The sequence below is a fragment of the Haloarcula sp. CBA1131 genome (assembly GCF_008728975.1).
GTDB lineage: Archaea > Halobacteriota > Halobacteria > Halobacteriales > Haloarculaceae > Haloarcula > Haloarcula hispanica.
In genome coordinates, this window is the sequence record NZ_RPCY01000001.1 from 1,489,486 (window position 1) to 1,509,390 (window position 19,905).

The following is a 19,905-nucleotide window of genomic DNA, read 5'->3' on the forward strand; positions in this document are numbered from 1 at the left end:
CTGGCTCGGGCGGGTAGGACTCCCGAACGGTGGTCGGGGCAAAACCGTTCGCAAAACGACGGTTCGCGCGTCAGATCAGGTCGGCCTCGGCGAGGCGGTCGACGGCTTCCTGCAGGCGCTCCTTGCTGTTTGCGTAGGAGATGCGAGCGTAGCCGGGCGTCCCGAACGCGGTCCCGGGGACGGTGGCGACCTGTGCCTCCGAGATGGCCTGGTCGCACCACTCGGTGTCGTCTCCGTCGGGTGCGATTTCGGGCATCATGTAGAACGCGCCCTGTGGCTCGGGGACGTGGACGCCGTGGTCCTCGAACAGGCCCATGAGGAACTCGCGGCGCTCGGCGAAGGCCTGGCGCATCTCCTCAACGGCGTCGTCGGTATTCGTGATGGCCTCAACGCCGGCGTGCTGGACGAAGTTGACGGCACACGAGACGGAGTGGGAGTGGACCTTCCCGGCCTGGGAGACCAGTTCTTCCGGGGCCGCGAAGTAACCCAGCCGCCAGCCGGTCATCGAGTAGGCCTTCGAGAAGCCGTTGAGCGTTATCGTTCGGTCCTCCATGCCCTCAAGGGTGCCGAGCGAGACGGCTTCGACGCCATCGTAGGTAATCTCTTTGTAAATCTCGTCGGAGATGACCGTGATGTCGTGCTCGACGGCGAGGTCACGAACGCCCTCCAGCGCATCGCGGGAGTACACCGCGCCGTGGGGGTTGCCCGGCGAGTTGACGACAAGCAGTTCCGTCTCGTCGGAGACGGCGTCGGCGAGGTCGTCGAGCGCGCCTTCAAGCTGGAAGTCGTGGGCGGCAGTGTCGACACGGGTCAGCGTCCCGCCGGCGAGTTTCGCCATCGCTTCGTAGGACACCCAGGCCGGGTCGAGCAGGGCGACCTCGTCGCCGTCGTCGATGATGGTCTGGAAGATCTCGTACAGTGCCTGCTTGCCGCCGGGCGTGACGATGAGATTCTCCGGGTCGTACTGGGTGAGGCCGTCCTCGTGAAGCTTGTCGGCGATAGCTTCCTTCAGTTCGGGGATGCCGTTGGAGGACGTGTAGCCGGTGTGGCCGGCGTCAAGTGCGTCCTTGGCGGCGTCTTTGATGTTCTCTGGCGTGTCGAAGTCGGGTTCGCCGACGCTCAGGTCGACGACGTCTTTCCCCTCGGCTTCCAGCTCTGCGGCCTTGTTGCTGATTGCGAGGGTCGCGCTCGGTTCTACACGTTCGACGCGGGATGCAAAGTCCATAGTCATTGTTCGAGTTCAGTGGCGAGTTCGATTGCGCTCCGGACGGCCGAGGCTCCCTTGTCGGTTCGGGCCTCGGCTTCGTCCTGGCTCATGCCCGGGCCGATGATGCCCAGCGTGACGGGGGTGTCGCGGTCGAGGGACACGTCGGTCAGCCCCTGTGCGGCGGCGTTGCCGATGACCTGGTCGTGGTCAGTGTCGCCGCTGATAATCGCGCCGAGCACGGCCACGGCGTCGATATCCGACCGCCGCGCCAGCCGGTCGGCGGCCAGCGGCGTATCGTAGGACCCCGGGACGTCAATCGACGCGACAATCTCGGCGTCATTGTTGGCAGCGGCCTCGTAAGCCCCGTGCTCCATCTCCTCGATAACGGCCCCGTGTTTATCATACTGGGCGACAACCAGCCCGAGCTGCACCATACCTGACACCCGGGCAGGGGCGACTAAAGAACTACCGTTCCATGCCTCCGTAGTTCCAGACTGCTGTGCCGGCATCTGAGGTGGCCCGCTAGGTTAAAAACATGTTATAGAAACCAGAAGGATTCTAATGCCCCATGTGCTTGAGCCAGATATGGCTGAGTCGTCCCTGCTGTCTGCCCTCCACGATATCCGGGACCGGATCCGGTCCTGGTTCGCGGACGACCCCCGCGCCACCGTGAAGCTCGTCGTCGCCGTGACGCTTCTCGGACTCGTCCTCAGAGTCGCGGCGCTCGGGAGCCGCGTCGCCCACTTCGACGAGGGTCGCGTGGCCTACTGGGCGCTGCATCTCCGCGATTCCGGCTCGTTCGCCTACCGATACATCATCCACGGCCCGTTCATCCAGCACGTCGACGCCTGGGTGTTCACCGTCGCCGCGCCGACTGACTTCACGATGCGGCTCCCGGTCGCGATTGTCGGTGGCCTGCTCCCGCTGACAGCACTGCTCTTTCGCGAACACCTCCGGTCAGACGAGACTGTCCTCATGGCCGCGTTTCTCGCGCTCAATCCGGTCCTGCTGTACTTCTCGCGGTTCATGCGCAGCGACGTGCTGGTCGCGGCGTTCATGTTCGCCGCCTTCGGCCTGCTCGTCCGGTTCGTCGACACCCGCAAGGCGCGCTATCTCTACGGCGTCGCGGCGTTCATGGCGCTCGGCTTCGCTTCGAAGGAGAACGCCATCGTCTACGTGCTGACGTGGCTCGGCGCGACCGGCCTCCTGTTGGCGAAGGTACTGGTCCTCCCCAACGGCTATCGCGACGCGGTCGGCTTCCTCCGTGGCGTCCCGAGCGTCGGCGCAATCTGGCGTCGGATATCGGGCCGCGTTCGGGCCGACATCGCGCTCGTCGTCAACACTGTCCGCTCGTTCCGCGACCGCCACGACAGCGCCGGCTCCGTCCTCGCGGCGTACGCGAGTCACATCATCCTCGCCGCGCTGGTGTTTGGCTTCGTCTCGCTGTTCTTCTACGCGCCCCGCGGGGCCGGCGTCGCGGGCATCGAATACCCGCCAGCGCCGGCCGCCAGTGGCGACGTGAACTTCTGGTCCGGCGTGACGAACCCGTCGCTGTTCCCGGAGCTCGTTCAGGTGACCTGGGAGCGCGTCGTCGACCAGTACAGCGAGTGGTTCTCGCCGGCCTCGGAGAAAGCCACGACCACTGAAACAGGCCTGGTCGACTCTATCGAAACGTTCTACGAGAGCGTCGACGGCCACTACGAGGTACTGTTGAAAGCGCTGGGCTACACCGCGGCACCGCTGCTTCTGTTCTCGGTGTTCGGGTACGCGCTCGACCGGCTCGGAACCGTCGAGCCGCGCCACCTCGTCCCGTTCGCGGCCTACGGCGGCTACGTCTCGATTCTGGGCTACCCCATCGGGACCGACATCGGCGCGCCGTGGCTCGCCGTCCACGTCGTGGTCCCGCTGTCGATTCCGGCCGCCGTCGGACTCGCTGCTGTGATCCGGTGGGGGAACGAATCGCTGTCGACCGACGACGTGACCGGCGCTGCCATCGCCGCTGCCATCGTCCTGCTCGTTACGGCCCTCGTCGTCAACACCACTGCCACGCGGGTGTACACCAACGAGCACCTGGAGGGGAATCCGTTGGTCCAGTACGCCCAGCCACAGGAGTCGCTCCGCGACGATCTGGCGGAGATGGACCGCATCGCGACGAGCAACGGAAACGGCACCGATGTGGTGATGTACCACGGGGAGCGCGGCGACGCCTACGACGGCGACGACGCGTACGTCAAAGAAGACCGCGGTCAGTGGAACGACTCGTGGTGGAACACCAGACCGACCTGCTTGCAATGGCACAATTCACTGCCGCTGCCGTGGTACTACGCGGCCGAGGACGTGAACGTCTCGTGTGAGAACCGACCAGACACGCTCGCCGAACAGACGCAAGAAGACCAGCCACCGATAGTCATTACCCAGCAGATCGACAGCACGGTCCCCGCCGAACGGCTCGAAGCCGCCGGCTACGAACCCCGAACCCACCGAATGCGAACGAAGTACGGCTCGAACGACATGACGGTGTGGGTCCACGAGTCCTACGGGCGAGAACCGAACGGTTAACACTGCTGCTGTGAAAGCGCGCGGTATGACGCTCACGTCACCAGGGCCGACCGTCGGCGTGGTCGGCGGTGGCCAACTCGGCCGGATGCTAGGCGAGGCGGCCGCGCCGCTCGGCCTCGAACTGCTCGTGACCGACCCGACGCCGGACTGTCCGGCAACACCGGTCGTCCGCGACCAGATCGTCGGCGACTTCGACGACGAGGCGACCTTGCGGGAACTCGCCGAGCGCGCCGACTACCTCACGTTCGAGATCGAACTGGCCGACCCCGATGTTTTGGAACGGGTCGCCGAGGAGACGGGAACGCCGATCCACCCCGCTCCCGAGACGCTCCGGACGATTCAGGACAAACTCGTCCAGAAGCGCCGGCTGTCGAACGCTGGCGTTCCGGTCCCCGAGTTTCGCGCCGTCGACACCGCCGCCGACCTCCGTGAGGCCTGCGAGGAACTGGGCTACCCCGCGATGCTCAAGGCCCGGACCGGCGGCTACGACGGCCGCGGGAACATCCGCGTCGAAGGCCCGGAAGACGTCGAGGACGCTGTCGACGACATCGCCGGCCCCGCGATGGTCGAGGAGATGGTCGACTTCGAGCGCGAACTCGCGGTCATGGGCTGTCGCGGTGCGGACGAACGCGATACGTTCCCGGTGACCGAGACCATCCACCGCGAGGAGATCCTTCGGGAGTCCGTCGCGCCAGCGCGAGCATCGAAAGCCGTCCGCGAGCACGCCCGAGACGTCGCGCACGACGTGCTCGACGTGATGGACGGCCGCGGCGTGTTCGGCATCGAACTGTTCGAGACGACCGACGGCGAGATTCTGCTCAACGAGATCGCGCCGCGACCGCACAACTCCGGCCACTGGACTATCGAAGGGTGTCACACCTCGCAGTTCGAGCAACACCTGCGGGCCGTCACCGGCCGGCCCCTGGGGTCGACCGACCAGCGGTTCCCCACCGTCTCGACGAACATCCTCGGGGACGTATCGGAGCGCCAGCCGGCAGCATTGCGGGGCGAAGACGGGATACTGGAGACGCCACGGGCGCACCTGCACTGGTACGGCAAGCGCGAGGTGTACGACCTCCGGAAGATGGGGCACGTAACGCTGACGGCTGACGACCGCGACGGCCTGCTCGCCGACGCGCGCGGCCTCCGTGACGGACTGACTTTCGAGTGACCGCGACGGACTGACACCGGGGTTCTCCACAGTCCGGAACCGAGTGGTCTTTGACTATGCGGTCCTGAGTCACGGTATGGAGCGACGGGATTTTCTCCGTGCGGCCGGCCCGGCGGCGGTCGCAGGGCTCGCCGGCTGCCTCGGCGGTGGGAGCGCTGACACCGACTACGACGTGGGGATGTCCGCGAAGGCGTTTCGCCCGGTTCGCATCGCCGTCGAACCGGGGACGACCGTGCGGTGGCTCAACACGAGCAAACAGGGCCACTCGGTCACGGCCTACGAGGACGACATCCCCGACGACGCCGACTACTTCGCCTCCGGCGGCTTCGACACCGAACAGGCGGCCCGCGACAACTGGGGGAGTTCCTCCGGCGGGACGATGTACGAGGGTGACGATTTCACCCACACCTTCGAGGTGCTCGGCGAACATCCCTACTTCTGTATTCCACACGAGCGAGCCGGGATGGTCGGGACCGTCGTCGTGACCGAAAACCCCGAAACGGCGACGAGCGGCGAGTAGCGACACTGTCGCTTTTGCCGAGTCTTTTTCCTGTCTGCGCTGAGTGGGTCTTCTACGCGCTGTTTTGCGGTATCGGTCGCTAACTCGTGTCCGTCGTGTGAAACATACGTCGGAGAGTAGACTCACGCCTGCCGCGTCGCTAGGGCTCGTTCTCTCACTCCGGCCGAAAAATCGAACGTCGGTGCTGGAACGCGTTAGGCTTCGACGTCGACGTCTTCCTCGTCCACGTCGACGGCCGTCTCCTCTTCGGCGGCGACTTCTTCGGGCCGCGCTTCGAGCGTGGTCTTCTTGATCTCGACGCGTCGGAGCGGGTAGATGTCCTTGGCCTCGCCGTAGATAGCCGAGGAGAGACGCCCTTCGACGACGCTGTCGATCAGCTGTTCGAAAGTGCGGTCTTCGGCCGTCTCGCGGACGAGGTCGATCATCGTCCGGCGAATGGCCTTCTCCTGAGAGGCGTCGGCCTTCTTCGTCGTCACGGCGACTGGCTGAATCTGGACGCGGTAGTCGTCCGTGGTCAGCACGGTGATGTAGGCCTCGACCTTCGAGGAGCCGCGGCGGACGAGCGAGCGGAGGTAGTCCCGCGTGAGTTCGTGGCGGATGAACTCCGTGTACGCTGAGTCCGAGGCAACCTCGTTGATCTTGAAGGTCAGCTTCGTGTTGTTCTCGCTGGCGTCGTTGGTCAGTTCGCCGAGCGTTGTTTCGATGGTGCGTCCGAGCACCTTGTCCGGTTCGTCTGCCGGTGTCTTACCGAGAACCTCCCGGTCGAACTGCTCGGGAGCCTGCACGGTGTACCACCGTTTCTGTTCTGCGCGCTTTGAAACGCTTCGTTCACTCATGATTGGATTGTGTGTGTTGGTCTGCGAGCTGTGCTGCAACCCGGATGTTGACGACGTAGTCGTCGACGGTCGCCTGCAGGCCGCCGGTCGAGTCGCGCTCGACGGTGGTGACCACCGCGTCGCCCTCGACGCGCGTGGTCATCTCGTCGGTGTTGTCGGGCCGCACCGCGCGTGCGATGCGTTCGGGCGAGTCGTGCGTCGTGCGAATCTCCGCCCGTCTCATACTGCCTCCCGGAACGCTTCGATGAAGTCGGCCGTCGAGGCGTCGAACCGAGCGCGCGCCCGGTTGCCGGTCCCGACGGCATCGCCGCCGACCGTCTCGGCGGCAGCGTGCATCGTTTCGGCGACGTCCCGGCCGTCCGTGGCGCGGGCCGCGGCCTCCGTGTCGGTGACGACGAGCGTCACTGGCTCCGGAGCGCGGAAGTCCGCGAACAGTCTGGCGACGGTGCCGGTCGGCATCGCGTCGCCGCGGGCGACGAACAGACCGTCGTACCGCCCTGTGGTCGCCTCGGAAACTGCTTCGTGGGCGCGCGTGGCGTGCGAGCGCCAGGCGGCCAGGGCGTCCTCGCGGACGGCCTCGTGGCCGAGTGCGAGCGCGACGGCAGTGCCGGGCTCTTCCCGAGCGACGGCGTCGAGCACGTCGGCGTAGCCGCCGACCGTCTCGAAGGGGCCGCCCACCGTTGGTCGGAGCGCGCGCTGGACCGCATTGGCGGCCCGAGGCGGCGCGTCCGCAGTGACGGCCAGGGCGACCAGCGACGCGAGGCGTCGGTGGTCGTCGGCCGAAAAGTCCGCAGACTGAATCCGGTCCGCGTCGAGGCCCAGGTCGGCGAGCGTGGCCCGCGCTGCGTCGGCGTCGCCCGAGAAGGGCGCGACAAACAGCGTCGAGTGGGCCAGCCCGTCCGCGAGGTCCGTGCCCGGCACTGCGACGCCGGGTCGGCGGTCGAGCCCTGCCTGCTCGGCGGCTTCGGCGACTGTCCCGTCAACGTCCCCGGCAGCAATCGTGCCAGCCAGGGCGAGCGCGGCGTCGGCCGTGCCGAGTTCGCGAGCGGTCTCGAAGGCGGTCGCGGCGGCGCGGTCGGTCAGCGTCACGTCGGCAGTCGGCTGCGTACGACCGATGGCGACAGTGATGTCGGTCTCCGTGGTCCGGTCAGGGTCCTCGAACGGGCGGACGACGCTCGCCTGAAACGGCGTGTCACCGAGCGCCCGCGCCAGCAGGCCAGTCGCAGCCAGCGCCTCGCCGGTCGCGTCGCTGACGAGGCGCACAAAGGCGGCCTCCCGCAGCGACCCGGCGAGGTCACCGGGCGACGTGGCTGGCGTCGGTTCCCGACCGGTCGCCGACATCTATTCGAGACCCAGCGCTTCGACGGCGTTGTCGTAGCTGTAGGTGAAGTCCTCGTCGACCTCGTCACCGCGATAGTAGTCGATGAGGCGTCGGATCTTCGACTGCGTGTTCTGGAGCGCACGCTTGTTCTGGTAGTCACCGGGGTTCTCGTCCATGTGGTCGCGAAGGCGGACGGCCCGCTCGAGCAGGTTCCGAAGGTCTTCCGGCAGGTCCGGCTCAGCTTCGTTCTCCTCGAGGATCTCGGTGACTTTCTTGCCGGTCGCGAGCGAGACGTCAGGGATCGGCGTGCCCTGAACGCCCTCGTCGCGCAGCTTCAGGCCGATCTCGCTGGGCGAGTGGCCCTGTTCGGCCAGTTCGACGACGCGCTCTTCGATGGCGTCCTCGTCGACGTCGCTCCACTCCGGGGGTTCGTCTGCCGCCGGTTTGTCCGAGTCGGACGAACCGCGACGGCGTGTATGCATTCGTGCCATTGTAATCTGGTTGGAACCGCACGAACCGCTCTCGTTACGAGGCGTATTGGCACTGTACAGTGCCGAACACGGCCGCAATCCCGAGCTGTGAAAGTCCACAGCGAGTCAGATTTGCGGTCGTGCTGTTCCCATCTCCCTGTCTGAGAGGGCGCGACTAAACCGTTCCGCTTCCCGGTCGCGTCTCGAAACGAGGATAGCCGCGAAACCCGTTTCACAGCCGAGCGGCTTCACAGTATTACGATTGATAACTCGCCCTGCTTCTTTAAGTGAGTTGTTAGAGTAGATATGCGTAGTATGGGTAGCGCAGGGCGGAGACTCGGCAGTCGCGGGCAGAGTGCTCCGCTCGGGCTAGCGCTGGTTTTTGCGGTGATGATTATATCGACGACGGCGGTCGTCGCACTGGGTGCTGACGCAATTACGAGCACGCAGACGCAACTCGACGCGGAACGAACGGAAAAGTCGCTGACGGAACTCAATTCCAAAACCGCGCTCGTGGCACTGGGACAGACGGACGTACAGCAGGTCTCACTTCCTGCGAGCAGTTCGAGCACCTATCGTATCGACGAGGACGCTGGGTGGATGAACGTCTCCTATCAGAATACAACGTCCGGGAGTCGGACGACCGTATTCAACGAATCGATGGGTGAGGTGGCGTATCACGGCAGTGACGAGACGCGACTCGCGTATCAGGGCGGCGGCGTCTGGCGGTCCAGCGGTGACGGAACGTCGGTGATGGTGTCCCCGCCCGAGTTCCACTACCGGGACGCGACGCTGACGCTCCCCCTGGTGACAGTGAGCGGGTCCGGGACAATCAGAGACCGCGCGTCGATCACCCACAACCGAACAACGTCGCACTTTCCGAACACCACGCGAAACGCGAACTTCACGAACCCGCTGGAAGACGGGAAAGTCAACGTTACCCTCCAGAGCGAGTACTACCGCGCGTGGGGCGGGTACTTCGAGGAGCGAACGGACGGTGATGTGACGTACCACCCCGACAGCAGTCGTGTTTCGATCGTTCTCAAGGTCCCTGCAGGGCCGCGAAAAGTCCGGAACGCCGTCGCCGCGACGAGTGATTCCGGGTCGATCAAACTGAGCGGGAACGATGCATTTACCGACAGCTATACCTCGGCAGACGGGGACGGGTACGACGCCTCCGAGGCCGGTGACGGCGGCGATCTCACGACGGCAGGTGATGTCATCGTCACCGGGAGTGCGGAACTGAATGGAAACATCACCTCGGGCGGTCGCGTCGAATTCAGTAGTAACTCGATGACGTTCAACGGTGACCGGGTAGAATGGGCGGACGCATTCGACGACAAACACGGAGCGTGTTCCGGCTCTTGTTCCGACGAGCAGATCAGTTCGTTCGGTGATACCACCAATATCAACTCCCATGTCGACACACAGGTCGACGACCTATCGTCGTCGAACGATAACGGGGGAACGATAGCCGACGACGGCGTCATCGACGGGACCGAGGGGACGACGACCCTGTCCGCGGGCCGCTATCACGTCGACAGAATCGACCTCAGTGACGACGTGGAGTTCGACACGACTGGTGGAAACGTAATCATTGGCGTCGAGAACTACGTGAGCCTCAACACCGGAAACGATATCACGGTGTCCGGCCCGAATCAGGTGAAGATTTACGTAAAAGGCGAGTCGCCCGCGTCGGGCGGGAGCGCTGACGGCTATCACTTCTTCACACGGGCGAGTGAGATCAGGACAACCGGGGCGGTCAGTGAGCGGTCGACGCAAGTGTGGATCTACGGCAAAGATAATCTCCAGGCCCGGATGGAGAAGAAAGGGTCAGACAAGTCCAAAGTCACTGGCGTCATCTACGCGCCGGGGGAAAGACCGGAACGAGCAGGTTCGAGATATGGAAGAGCGAACTCTACGGCGGTGCGGTCACCAGCCAAGTCGAACTGGAAAAGGGTGGCAGAGTCCACTTTGACCGGGCACTCAAACAAGAGCGTACAATTCCCAAAGACACGAGCGTGGTTGCGATCACCTATCTCCACATCTCGACGAACGACGTCAACATCACGTCCAATTGACCGCCGACACACCTCACTTCATCACTACCAGAAATGGTAGCACTTAGCGTCGGTCGGTTTTTGTTGTGGCTGCCATAGACAGTCGCTGGTAGCGACTATTGACGGGACGGCCAGCAGCCTTATCAGCTGTGATAACTACTGTCGGATAATGCGATTCCCCTGGGGTCAGGGTCGGGGTCAGCAACGGGCACAATCAGCCCCGCTCGGGCTGATACTGGTTCTCAGTCTCGTCATCGTCGGTTCCAGCGTCGTTGTCAGCCTGGGAGCGACGGCGCTGGTCGATACTGAGGCCGGGCTCGACGTCTCCCGGGCGGAGACGGGGATGACCCAACTGGATTCCCAGGCGGCCCTGGTGGCGCTTGGGAACGCCGACAGCCAGCGGGTGTCTCTCGTCGGGACGGACAGATCCACGTACCGAATCGACGACACTGCCGGTCGGATGACCGTCAATATCACCAACCACTCTGCTTCGCCCCGACCACCGTCACGCTGATGGACGAGCGCCTCGGCGCGGTTGTCTACGAAAACGGGAACCAGGAAGTCGCCTATCAGGGCGGCGGGGTGTGGCGGCGCTCCGACAGCGGCAGTGTCATGGTTTCACCGCCGGAGTTCTACTACCGCGACGCGACGCTGACGCTCCCACTCATCACCGTCCGCGGTGACCGCTCGCTTGGCTCACGGGCGAGCATCTCGAAGGACGGCACGACGCAGGTGTATCCCGACCAGGCAGCTGGGAACATCAATCCGCTGGATACCGGGACGGTCAACATCACCGTCCAGAGCGAGTACTACCGGTCATGGGGGCGCTACTTCGAAGAGCGGACCGACGGTGACGCGTACTACGACCACGAAAACGACAGCGTGACCACGACGCTGGTCGTGCCGACGGGGCCGCGAGAAGTGACGAGCGCCGTCGCGGCCACGTCCGCCGGCGGACAGATTACGCTCTCCGGTAGCGGTACCGACCCCGCTCGAACGGACAGCTACAACTCGTCTGTCGGCGACTACTCGACCTCACGGGGGTCGTTCGGAACGATCACCACAGCCGGTGACGTGTACGTGAAAGGAAACAGCGAGGTGGACGGCTCCGTTCGATCCGGTGACAGAGTCGAGGTCAAGGGAAGCGGCGTCGTCACCCGTGACGTGGAGTACTCGACTACCAAGCACATCAAGGGCACTGTCAACGGCGATGTCAGACAGATCTCGGGCGTCGAGGGAGCCGGCGCTATCGACGGCCTGGTGAACCGGCGAGTCGCCAACGCAAGCGATACCAATGACAACGGCGCGACCAGCAGTATTTCGGGGAACCAGCTCGACAGCGGCGACCAGACGCTGGGCGCAGGCACCTACTACTTAGAAGACCTGACACTGAGCGGCGAGACGCTGACGATTAACACTGGTGGTGACGACGTGACCATCGCCGTCCGGGACTACGTCTACATCGAGAACAACGGGCAGATAAAAGTCAACGGTGGCGGGAAAGTCCGCCTCTACGTCAAAGGCGAGGCGACGTCCGCCAGCGGTCACCACTTCCACATCTATCGCACCGGGGACGTCAACATCGACAACGCCAATAACTCCAAGCAGTTCTGGGTGTACGGTCAGTCGGACTTCGACGCCGTCATCGAGGGGGACACCGATACTCCGCAGTTCGAGGGCGTGATTTACGCACCCGCCGGCGGCGTCGGTGCCAGCAGCGTCTCACTCAAGAAGGCGGAGCTGTACGGCGGCCTCGTCGCCGGGTCAGTCACGGTGGATAACGGCGGACTGGTCCACTACGACCGGGCGCTCAGAAACGAGCGGGCCGTCCCGAAGAACACAAACATCATCCGGCTGACGTACCTCCACGTCTCGAAGAACCGGATCAACGTGACCAGCGGGTAGTCGACCGGCTACTGGTCGATGTCGACCGCAATGTCGTGGTAGACGACGTACGTCCGCTGGATGCCGCCGGAAGACGACGTGAAGTTACACCAGCCGTCGGCCCCACAGGCGAACCCTTCCTGCTCGAAGTACGACTGCCAGAGTGCCTCGCGCTGTGGAGTCGAGTCGACACTGACGTTGACGTGTTCGATGTTCCCACCGGTATCGGCGAACGAGACGTTGCTGCTCCGGTGGTTCGTCCGGACGAGCACCGTCGACCCGCCCAGGCTCTGCTGGCCACTGGCGGTCGTGCCGACCACGGTGATGAGCACGCGGTCGTCTGAGACGAGTATCGGTGGCGTCCGTTTTTGCACCCCACCGTCCCGGTTCGTCCGATACACTGCCCCTGCCTCGTAGACGAGCTCTCGCTCCTGGCTGCCGGCGTAGATGATCGGTCGTATCTCCCAGGTCCCGACGTCTTTGGGGGCAGTCCCGTCGTGGACCTGTACCGATATCGTCGTGTTTTCGCCCGTCCTGAGCGTGGCTTCACCGAGGCTGACCTCCGTCGCACGGCTCGGCGCGCCCTGTTTGTGGAGGTCCGCGATGTTGTCGGAGAGCACGTCGAACGCCCGTTCGGCGTTCTCCATCTGCTCCGCGTCCCGAGCGTTCTGTAACGCCCCCAGCCCGCTCACTGAGACGAGTATTATCGATGCCACGATGAGGCTGAACACCAGGGCGAAGCTCAGCACCTCACTTACGGCGCGGTCAGCCATCTCGCACCTCCAGTTGATCGTTCGATTCGTCGTAGAACACGGTTATAACACCGCCGCCAGCACTGGAGTCCCCTAGGTCTGTCCGGGTTTTGAGCAACACAGTCACCGACACGTCCGGCGACGTCGATTCGAGCGCGAGTTCATCGGCGCCGGCGTCAATCGAAACCCGGTAGCCGGTTCCACTCACCCGCGCCGGGAACGTGTGATTCAGCCGCGCAGTCGGGTCGTCGTCGGCAGCGACCACCAGCCGGTCGATACGGGCGATGTCGGCGGCGACCTGCTGTCCGACGACTTCGAGTTCGTCCCTGATGACCTGCTCCTGCCGATTCTCGACGAAGTTGCCGCCGGCAATGAGGAGCCCGGACACCAGAATCGAGGCGATGGCCAGGCTCAGCGTGTAGCTCAGCGTCGTTGAGACGGCACGGTTACGACGCATCTGGCTCACCCGGGGCCACCCGTATCTTTGCCTCGTACCGGAGGTTCGACGTGTCGTAGCGGTAGCGGACGGTCACATCGTAGATTGCGGTTGTGCTGAACGGCGACGCGGGCGCTGTATCGAGCGTGTAGGCCCGCTTGCTATCGCGGACAACCATCGAGTAGTTCCCCCTGATCTGGTCGCCCGACTCGTAGCTGATGTTGTATTCGTCGCCGACACCGTGAGCGAACCGCCCGTCGAAGCTCCCGCCCTGGAGCGCGAGACACGGCTCGCCCTGGACTGTTCCGCCGGTCACGTCGATGTGGGCGTACGGCTCCTCGATAGGGACAGCACACGTCTGTGTGCCACTCGGTGTGTCGACTTCCACGTTGACCGTCCCGCTGGGTCCGACGTCACCCCAGACCCGCATCGTCCATTTCGGGTTGCCGCCGGTGCCGTTCGCTACGACGACGAACTCACTTCCCGAACTGGGGAGCTGTGTCGCGTTGATGACGAACCGTCTGGTCGCGTTCGTTCCGTCACCCGGGCGCGTGACCCGCTCTCTGACCATCCAATCGGCGCTCGGTGTCGCCTCGCCGGATTCGAACAATGACGTGTTGGTCTGGGCGATCCGCGTGCCGTAGGTCGGCGGGCCGGCGAGTGTGACGTTCACCAGCGTCCCGCTCGTGACCCGCTGGCGTTCCGTCTGTGTACTGACGGTCCCGATGCTCTCACGCACACCGGTTTCGAGTGTTGTTTGGGTCGAGTAGTTGTACTTGTTCGCCGCGGTGATGCCGCCCCCGACGTTTGTCTCCACCATCGCCCGCATCTCCAGCGCGTCGTTGCTCCCGGCGACCTCGCCCCGACTCGCGAGGTTCTGCGTGTAGATCGCGGAGTTGACGACCAGCGCAAGCCCGATGAACGTCACCGCCAGGGCCAACGCGGCGATGAGGATTATCTGTCCGCGGTCGTCGTCGTTCAGATGCGCCACGCGACCACCTCTACGCTGACCGTGTTGTAGACGTTCTTTCCAGTGTCCGAAACCGTATAATCGGTCGCTGGGTCACCGAGCCGCGTGCTGTTGCGCGTCCCGTCCGCATCACGCAGGTGGTCGTCGTCCATGAGCGTGATTGTGTGGCTCGCACGCACCGCGTTGTCGCTCGGTTCGCCGCTGTAGATGTATCGTGTCGTGACGGTTCGCTCCTGCGTGTTCTGGAACCTGAGATAGACGTTGTACGCGATTCCCCGCTGGTCGAACGCGCGTTCTAACAACTCCCCGAATCGATTGTCCGGCGGCCCGTTCGTGTAGTACTCCCGACCGCCGGCCGTGTTGTGGAACTGCGCCGTGCTGTTGTCCCAGTAGAGCACAGCCGGTTTCAGTGCGTCTTCTGCCGCCGCGGAGGCGAGGACGCCGTGGCCGATTGCCTGCTGCTGGTTCTCGATGTGCTGACTCGACGTGCTCGCGGACAGCGGCGTCACCGCCGTCATCTGCAGCGCGAACACCAGGCTCGCGAGTAACAGCATGCCGCTGACGATGGCTTCGAGCGTGTGTGCCTGCGCGCGCATGCTACCACATCACCACGCGTACTGTGACATCCTGCCCGTTCAACGAGACCACTCGCAACGCAGTGACCGACGCGTCGTTGTTTGTCGGCGGGTTCCCACCAGTAGTGAGTACCGTCCCACAACTACCACTAGCTTCAACGAGTTCCTCAGTTGCTCCATCCCAGCAGAGCGTTTCATCGGAGGCCGCTGTTGCCGTCGCGTTCCCCCGGATTGTGACGTTCACGTTCTCCCGAGCCGGGTCGAGCCCGACCCGTTCCTCCGCACTCCCGCCTGACTCGTAGCCACATCCTGACGGTGGTGCGTTCCCAGCGAAGAACTCCCGAGTACAGTGTTCGTCTAGGACGTACGGCTGCTGTGGCGAACCGAGCATCCCCATTGTGAGCCCATCGGCGACTCTGTCGGTCGTGACTGTCTCCTCCTGAACCCCCGCAGAAAACGGCGACAACAACCCCGGAATGAACAGGAAAATGAATATCAGGACACTCAGAAACAGGCTCATACCGATCGCGAAGTCCAGCGTCGTCTGCCCGCGCCGGTGCTCTTCGATCCAGAGTGACCGGCCGACACGCCGGTCGTTAGACTGCGTCTCGTTTCTCCTACGGTTCATGAGCCTGATTCACTAAACTGAGATTACTGTAGGGATGGCCTCAGTCGTTATAGCCATTATGGCCGTACCGTAACTCCAATTACCAGATTTCTATGCACTCCACGAGGCCGATGTAGTACTGGCCTAACCGAGACCGTGGGGCCGGTTCTCTATGTCCCGGTGCTTCGATGGGTTTAAGCAATCCCATCGGGAAGCAAACAATGCACGCAAGGGCTCGTAGATCAGGGGTAGATCACTCCCTTGGCATGGGAGAGGCCCCGGGTTCAAATCCCGGCGAGTCCATCCTTATTTTACTGTCGTAAACAGGGAATTAATAACACGGCGAGAGCGTCGTTTCTCCCTATTCTCGGCACAATCGGGGTTCGAGAACCCTCCCCGGAGAAAGAGAGTTCACCGGGAATCCGGATGCACCCCTTGCAGTCACGCGATTATTCCGAGGGAGGACAGTTCTCTAACAATTTCTGGAGGTGGTCGGCGTGTCGCCTAAACGCGACCTCGCTCAACCCGCCGACTGGCCGTTCGCTCGTGATGAGTTCGTCCGTGCGTCTCGCCTCCTGGAGGCGACCGACGACGATGTTCGTCGATCTATCGAGCGCGTCGAGGAGGGTGGTCAGCAGTGACGGACTGGTCGTCCTATACTCAATACTTCTGTAGCCACTGCCATGAAGAGTGCATAAATCACGTCGATAGTCTCCCAGCGCAGCGCCATCGCTGCAAGTCCTGTATTCTTCTCGAACTCGACAACGCTCCTGAAACTGGTGACGCACTCACCACCAGTGAGGGAACGGGAGAGCTGGTACGCCCGGAAGCGCAGCGGAGTGAGCATCCCGGAACGGTCGGCGAGCGCCAATCGCCGTCCGCACCAGCTCGACCAACTGGAAGCGCCCCCTCGCGGGGCGACCCGGAAGCCCGAGCGTTCCCCCGAACCCGGAGGGTGAGGGGAATCCCAACAACGACACACTGGGCAGCCGACGAACGGACGCCAGTTCTGATGGTCCCAAATGAGCGTCGTCGAACCGCTGGGACACCTGGGCGGTCTCGACCTCGCCGATAGATGTAACACTCCCGTCTTAGCAGACCTCCTCGAAGAGCGCGACCTTCTCGGTCACGGCCAACTGCTTGATGGAACTCTCACAGAACGCGACGAAGATCGCGTACGCGTAGCAAAGTTCATCGCGGCGCATCCGGAAGGTACACCGCTGTCACACGTTGTTTCGTACGCTGTCAAAGGAGTTGCGCCCGAAGCCTGCGAGCGCGTCGAAGGCTCCGACCCCGACTACCAGTTTGCATATCGATTTGTCGACGACCTTGTAGCCCCTGAAACCCCCTACGTGCGGAAATCCGAGTCTGCAGGGGTTCTGATGGTGACCCCGACCCTCCGCCTTCTTGACTTGATTACAGAAGGCATTACTCAAACAGCCAACGAAGAGGGCATCAAGTACGACAGAGAGTTTCTTCGGAACTACCTCTCTAAGGTCGATTCTGTGGACGATGACCTCCGAGAACTACTGAAGGACGGTTTTACATCCTACCTCAACCGCATCAAAGACTACAAGCTCCTGTTCGATGTCCACTTCGTCGACCGGCGTGGTGGCGAGTCCACCAAGCGGATGACGAAGGACTACAAGACCCGCTTCAACGACCAGGGGCGTGTTTCCAAACAGTTTGCGCGGTTTAACGATGCACTCGAATACGGCTACGAGAACGCCGATAACGCTGTACTGGTCACACTGACGACCGACCCAAAGCGACAAGACTCGCTACTCGACGGAATCGACTCCATCAACGAGAACTTCAATCGACTCCTGTCGTACTTCGATTCCGACCCTTCGACGAAAGACAATACCCGACGCTCCGCTGTTCCAGGCTGGCGGCACGATCTCGACAGCGAGGTGACCGGGCGACCGCGGGACCGACCAGACTACATCAAGGCTCTAGAGTTCACCGAGAAAGGCTACCCACACCTGCACGTCCTGTTCTTCGATGTACCGACCCGTGACGAGGACGGTATGCCGTGGCTCTGTGACAAACCAGAAGTAGCTGCGAAGTGGGCCGACTACGGTCAGGGCGAGATCGTCGACGTGTACCCGCTGACCTACCGCGACGACCTCGACGAACTGGAGCCGGAGTTCCAGAGTGACAAAGGCTTCGTCGACTGGTATCGCTTCGGCGACCACGACCACGGCGAAGAGTGGGTGCGCGAGCGTACTCGGTCACACGAGCTGATAGAGTTCGGCGACGACGGCCACGAGAAGGAATCAACCGCTGGTGCGTACCTCGGCAAGTACCTGAGCGCGACGTTCGGCTCGTTGCTTGACGCAACGGAATCCTTTGAGCAGGGTGATGATGATCGAGGGAGCTACGCAGACAAAGCGGCGACGTGGAAGCTTGCGCTGTACTGGGCGACAAACCGTCGCTTCTGGTCCTGTTCACAGTCAATTACCGAGGGGATCGATCCGAACGACCACCTGCAGGACCCGGATGTGCGTGAAGCCGTTCGCTGGTGTTCACTCGATTCAGTACAAGCCGCGAGCGAAAGCGAGATACGTAACAGCCTCGCACGCCGGCAGTGGGACGATCTTGACAATCTTGATGCTGTCGTAGAGCGGGCGGTATCTGATGTTGAACAGCCGCAGGTACGTTCAACGCTCCCTGTCGAGGTTACATTTCGGAGTGTCGTTGACTACATCGGTGCATACGCTTGTTGGGATCTTCCAAGTAGCGAATCAGCCAGTAATACCTACAATATCGAAACTGTTGAGGACTCTATTACTGATACTGAGATTCATTAGAAATAACTTTCAAAAGAATATATCAAAAAGCGATATTTGTTCTGAGATATAGCTATTTTATCAAAAAGGAGAATGTTTTTTATATAATAGCCGGAATATAGTCTATGTCTCAAACAGGACCATTTTTCGGATTCTCATTAAGGGATACTTTAACGAGATTAATTCCGGGATTATTGTTCCTCTCCCCATTAATCATTAGTCTGACTGTATTTATGCCAAGTTTACTACCAGAAGGGTCGCTTCGATATATAATATTAGGATTGTTTGCTTACCTCATTGGTGAGTTTATTGATCAACTCCGATTAGGTCTGTTCCGAGTTCCGCAGAGCTTCCGATATTTTGTGTATAAAGAAACCCAACAGTTGGAGAAAATGCCAATTTGGTTCATATATGCTATTAATGTCCAAGAATATTTTCCCAACAGGCTCAACTTTTACGAAGAATTTGATGAAGATAAGCTTCTCACGAATAACTTAGAATTAGATTTCCGAGAGGATCTTGAAACAGAACTTGGTGTGGATTTCGATAATGATCGTCCGAAAAAAATTTATGACCTATTGTTGATTTATATGGATGGCCATTTCACGCCACGTCTACGTAGATTACAGTCTGTTTCTATTTTCTCTACTAACCTTCGGATATCTGTAGCAGGAATCCTGCTTATATCTGTCTTATATATGATTGGAAATTGGGGAAGCCCATTCTTCTCATTTGTTCTGGGCTTTTCGGCCGTATTAGCGGTTGTAGTCATAATGTTCTGGTCAGTATTAACGATGACCCAGCAGCAGTACAGTGAACTATTATTCAAAGAATATTACATGAAGCGCTTTCAGGATCAGGAAAGCTAAGATTTGATTAATACGGCATAGTAGCTATTTTCACTTTCACCGAGCCTCCGACCCCTAGTTAAGTCCAAACCTTCCGAATCGTTCTGTGTATGGCAACTCAGGAAACGCCATCCTTCGACGATCTCGAACCGGTCGACAACAGCACTTCTGACGACTACGACTCGGAGTGGATTGACCTCGAACCCGGCGAATCCGTCGTCGGTGAGATTCGGGAACTCACGCCCAACTGCGGCAAGTACGACACGACGGTCATCGAGCTGGCCCGTGGCATCGGCGACGTGGTCGCCATGTGGTCGAACAGCCAGATCGACAACGCGCTCGACGACAACGACCTCGGCGAGGGCGACGTAGTCGGCATCAAGCACACCGAACAGACGAGTACGTTCACGAATGAGGACGGCGAGGAACAGGAGTACGACATCTGGAAGGTCCGGGAACTCCCTGCTGGAGGGCCTGAATGAGCTACCAGAATCGCGCGAGCGACATGGTGAGCGACTACATGAACATCCGTAGTCTGCCCGCCATGCTGTCGGTGGCGTTCGTCGCGGCCAGCCTCTACCAGTTTGGCGGCATCACCACGGTCGAACTCCCGTGGCTGTCGTACACGCTGACGACACAGCACTCGTTGTTGATCTCGCTGGGGGCCTTCGCTGCGGCGTTTGCCAGCTCCGAGACAAAGCAGTTCGAGTACTACGAGGACTGGGAGAAGATCGCCATTGCACTGGGTCCCGCTGTCATTCTCGGCAACGAGTACCTGCCAGCGGTGAACGACTTCCTCACTTCCCTGGGTGACCCGCTCGGGATGCAGCTGGCGTTCCTCGCCACGGTCGTCTCCTGGGGAGTCGCTGTTCAGTAAACCGATGACACGACGCTATT

The 19,905-nt window shown here is 61.8% G+C and carries 21 protein-coding genes, 1 tRNA gene and 1 pseudogene; 11 read left to right on the forward strand and 12 right to left on the reverse strand.

The annotated features are described in order from the left end of the window. Positions 1-70: 70 nt before the first annotated feature. Together Har1131_RS07685 and ribH are read right to left on the reverse strand one after the other, a co-directional pair. Entirely contained in the window at positions 71-1,231 is a 1,161-nt protein-coding gene (locus tag Har1131_RS07685; RefSeq protein WP_064287604.1) for a pyridoxal phosphate-dependent aminotransferase, read from the reverse strand. Continuing rightward, positions 1,228-1,641 (reverse strand): 6,7-dimethyl-8-ribityllumazine synthase, encoded by a 414-nt coding sequence (ribH, locus tag Har1131_RS07690; protein WP_050007152.1) that lies wholly within the window; start codon positions 1,639-1,641, stop codon positions 1,228-1,230. Before ribH ends, Har1131_RS07685 begins: the two co-directional genes overlap by 4 nt. Positions 1,642-1,792: 151 nt before the next feature. On the opposite strand from ribH, the gene Har1131_RS07695 reads away from it, so the two are divergent. From Har1131_RS07695 to Har1131_RS22685, 3 genes are all read left to right on the forward strand, one after another. Next, positions 1,793-3,766 (forward strand): flippase activity-associated protein Agl23, encoded by a 1,974-nt coding sequence (locus tag Har1131_RS07695; protein WP_151145774.1) that lies wholly within the window; start codon positions 1,793-1,795, stop codon positions 3,764-3,766. 25 nt (positions 3,767-3,791) lie between these two features. After that, positions 3,792-4,937 (forward strand): 5-(carboxyamino)imidazole ribonucleotide synthase, encoded by a 1,146-nt coding sequence (locus Har1131_RS07700; RefSeq protein WP_050007150.1) that lies wholly within the window; start codon positions 3,792-3,794, stop codon positions 4,935-4,937. 232 nt (positions 4,938-5,169) lie between these two features. Continuing rightward, on the forward strand, positions 5,170-5,457 hold the full coding sequence (locus Har1131_RS22685; protein ID WP_369804294.1) for a plastocyanin/azurin family copper-binding protein: 288 nt from the start codon (positions 5,170-5,172) through the stop codon (positions 5,455-5,457). 194 nt (positions 5,458-5,651) lie between these two features. Here Har1131_RS22685 and Har1131_RS07710 read toward each other — a convergent pair whose 3' ends face one another. The 4 genes from Har1131_RS07710 to Har1131_RS07725 are packed head-to-tail and all read right to left on the reverse strand — an operon-like array spanning position 5,652 to position 8,105. Continuing rightward, positions 5,652-6,293 carry a 30S ribosomal protein S3ae gene (locus tag Har1131_RS07710; RefSeq protein ID WP_050007149.1) on the reverse strand — a complete coding sequence of 214 codons (642 nt, stop codon included), beginning with the start codon at positions 6,291-6,293 and terminating at the stop codon, positions 5,652-5,654. Further along, positions 6,286-6,516 carry a KEOPS complex subunit Pcc1 gene (locus tag Har1131_RS07715; RefSeq protein ID WP_050036758.1) on the reverse strand — a complete coding sequence of 77 codons (231 nt, stop codon included), beginning with the start codon at positions 6,514-6,516 and terminating at the stop codon, positions 6,286-6,288. Before Har1131_RS07715 ends, Har1131_RS07710 begins: the two co-directional genes overlap by 8 nt. Further along, positions 6,513-7,634: a hypothetical protein gene (locus tag Har1131_RS07720; protein ID WP_151145785.1), complete on the reverse strand. Its 1,122-nt coding sequence runs from the start codon at positions 7,632-7,634 to the stop codon at positions 6,513-6,515. Before Har1131_RS07720 ends, Har1131_RS07715 begins: the two co-directional genes overlap by 4 nt. Continuing rightward, positions 7,635-8,105: a 30S ribosomal protein S15 gene (locus Har1131_RS07725; protein ID WP_008313088.1), complete on the reverse strand. Its 471-nt coding sequence runs from the start codon at positions 8,103-8,105 to the stop codon at positions 7,635-7,637. 369 nt (positions 8,106-8,474) lie between these two features. Here Har1131_RS07725 and Har1131_RS07730 point away from each other — a divergent pair, with 369 nt between their 5' ends. Then, the gene (locus Har1131_RS07730; protein ID WP_225308097.1) at positions 8,475-10,205 is read left to right on the forward strand and encodes a hypothetical protein; all 1,731 of its coding nucleotides are present in this window, start codon (positions 8,475-8,477) and stop codon (positions 10,203-10,205) included. Between the two features lie 108 nt (positions 10,206-10,313). Next, positions 10,314-12,049: pseudogene (locus Har1131_RS07735) on the forward strand (polymer-forming cytoskeletal protein). 8 nt (positions 12,050-12,057) lie between these two features. Here Har1131_RS07735 and Har1131_RS07740 read toward each other — a convergent pair. The 5 genes from Har1131_RS07740 to Har1131_RS07760 are packed head-to-tail and all read right to left on the reverse strand — an operon-like array spanning position 12,058 to position 15,389. After that, complete coding sequence (locus Har1131_RS07740; RefSeq protein ID WP_008313093.1) at positions 12,058-12,801, reverse strand: hypothetical protein; 744 nt, start codon at positions 12,799-12,801, stop codon at positions 12,058-12,060. After that, a complete protein-coding gene (locus Har1131_RS07745; protein WP_008313095.1) occupies positions 12,794-13,237 on the reverse strand; it encodes a hypothetical protein in 444 nt (147 codons plus the stop codon). Before Har1131_RS07745 ends, Har1131_RS07740 begins: the two co-directional genes overlap by 8 nt. Then, positions 13,227-14,207 carry a hypothetical protein gene (locus Har1131_RS07750; protein ID WP_014040764.1) on the reverse strand — a complete coding sequence of 327 codons (981 nt, stop codon included), beginning with the start codon at positions 14,205-14,207 and terminating at the stop codon, positions 13,227-13,229. Before Har1131_RS07750 ends, Har1131_RS07745 begins: the two co-directional genes overlap by 11 nt. Next, the gene (locus Har1131_RS07755) at positions 14,195-14,782 is read right to left on the reverse strand and encodes a hypothetical protein (protein ID WP_014040763.1); all 588 of its coding nucleotides are present in this window, start codon (positions 14,780-14,782) and stop codon (positions 14,195-14,197) included. The genes Har1131_RS07750 and Har1131_RS07755 overlap by 13 nt, the downstream gene beginning before the upstream one ends. A gap of 1 nt (position 14,783) precedes the next feature. After that, on the reverse strand, positions 14,784-15,389 hold the full coding sequence (locus tag Har1131_RS07760; protein WP_050036754.1) for a hypothetical protein: 606 nt from the start codon (positions 15,387-15,389) through the stop codon (positions 14,784-14,786). Positions 15,390-15,599: 210 nt separating this feature from the next. Here Har1131_RS07760 and Har1131_RS07765 point away from each other — a divergent pair. Next, positions 15,600-15,671: transfer RNA gene (locus tag Har1131_RS07765), tRNA-Ala, on the forward strand. A gap of 194 nt (positions 15,672-15,865) precedes the next feature. Continuing rightward, entirely contained in the window at positions 15,866-16,009 is a 144-nt protein-coding gene (locus Har1131_RS21675; RefSeq protein WP_191907474.1) for a hypothetical protein, read from the forward strand. On the opposite strand, the gene Har1131_RS07770 is transcribed toward Har1131_RS21675, so the two are convergent. Continuing rightward, positions 16,000-16,239 (reverse strand): hypothetical protein, encoded by a 240-nt coding sequence (locus Har1131_RS07770; protein ID WP_151145788.1) that lies wholly within the window; start codon positions 16,237-16,239, stop codon positions 16,000-16,002. The genes Har1131_RS21675 and Har1131_RS07770 overlap by 10 nt on opposite strands. A gap of 151 nt (positions 16,240-16,390) precedes the next feature. Here Har1131_RS07770 and Har1131_RS07775 point away from each other — a divergent pair, with 151 nt between their 5' ends. The 4 genes from Har1131_RS07775 to Har1131_RS07790 all read left to right on the forward strand — a co-directional run bounded on the left by Har1131_RS07775 (position 16,391) and on the right by Har1131_RS07790 (position 19,885). After that, on the forward strand, positions 16,391-18,181 hold the full coding sequence (locus Har1131_RS07775) for a hypothetical protein (protein ID WP_151145791.1): 1,791 nt from the start codon (positions 16,391-16,393) through the stop codon (positions 18,179-18,181). Positions 18,182-18,285: 104 nt separating this feature from the next. Continuing rightward, a complete protein-coding gene (locus Har1131_RS07780; RefSeq protein WP_151145795.1) occupies positions 18,286-19,029 on the forward strand; it encodes a hypothetical protein in 744 nt (247 codons plus the stop codon). Positions 19,030-19,118: 89 nt separating this feature from the next. Beyond that, the gene (locus Har1131_RS07785; RefSeq protein WP_008313104.1) at positions 19,119-19,490 is read left to right on the forward strand and encodes a hypothetical protein; all 372 of its coding nucleotides are present in this window, start codon (positions 19,119-19,121) and stop codon (positions 19,488-19,490) included. After that, a complete protein-coding gene (locus Har1131_RS07790) occupies positions 19,487-19,885 on the forward strand; it encodes a hypothetical protein (protein ID WP_127014747.1) in 399 nt (132 codons plus the stop codon). The genes Har1131_RS07785 and Har1131_RS07790 overlap by 4 nt, the downstream gene beginning before the upstream one ends. The last annotated feature ends 20 nt before the right edge of the window (positions 19,886-19,905 follow it).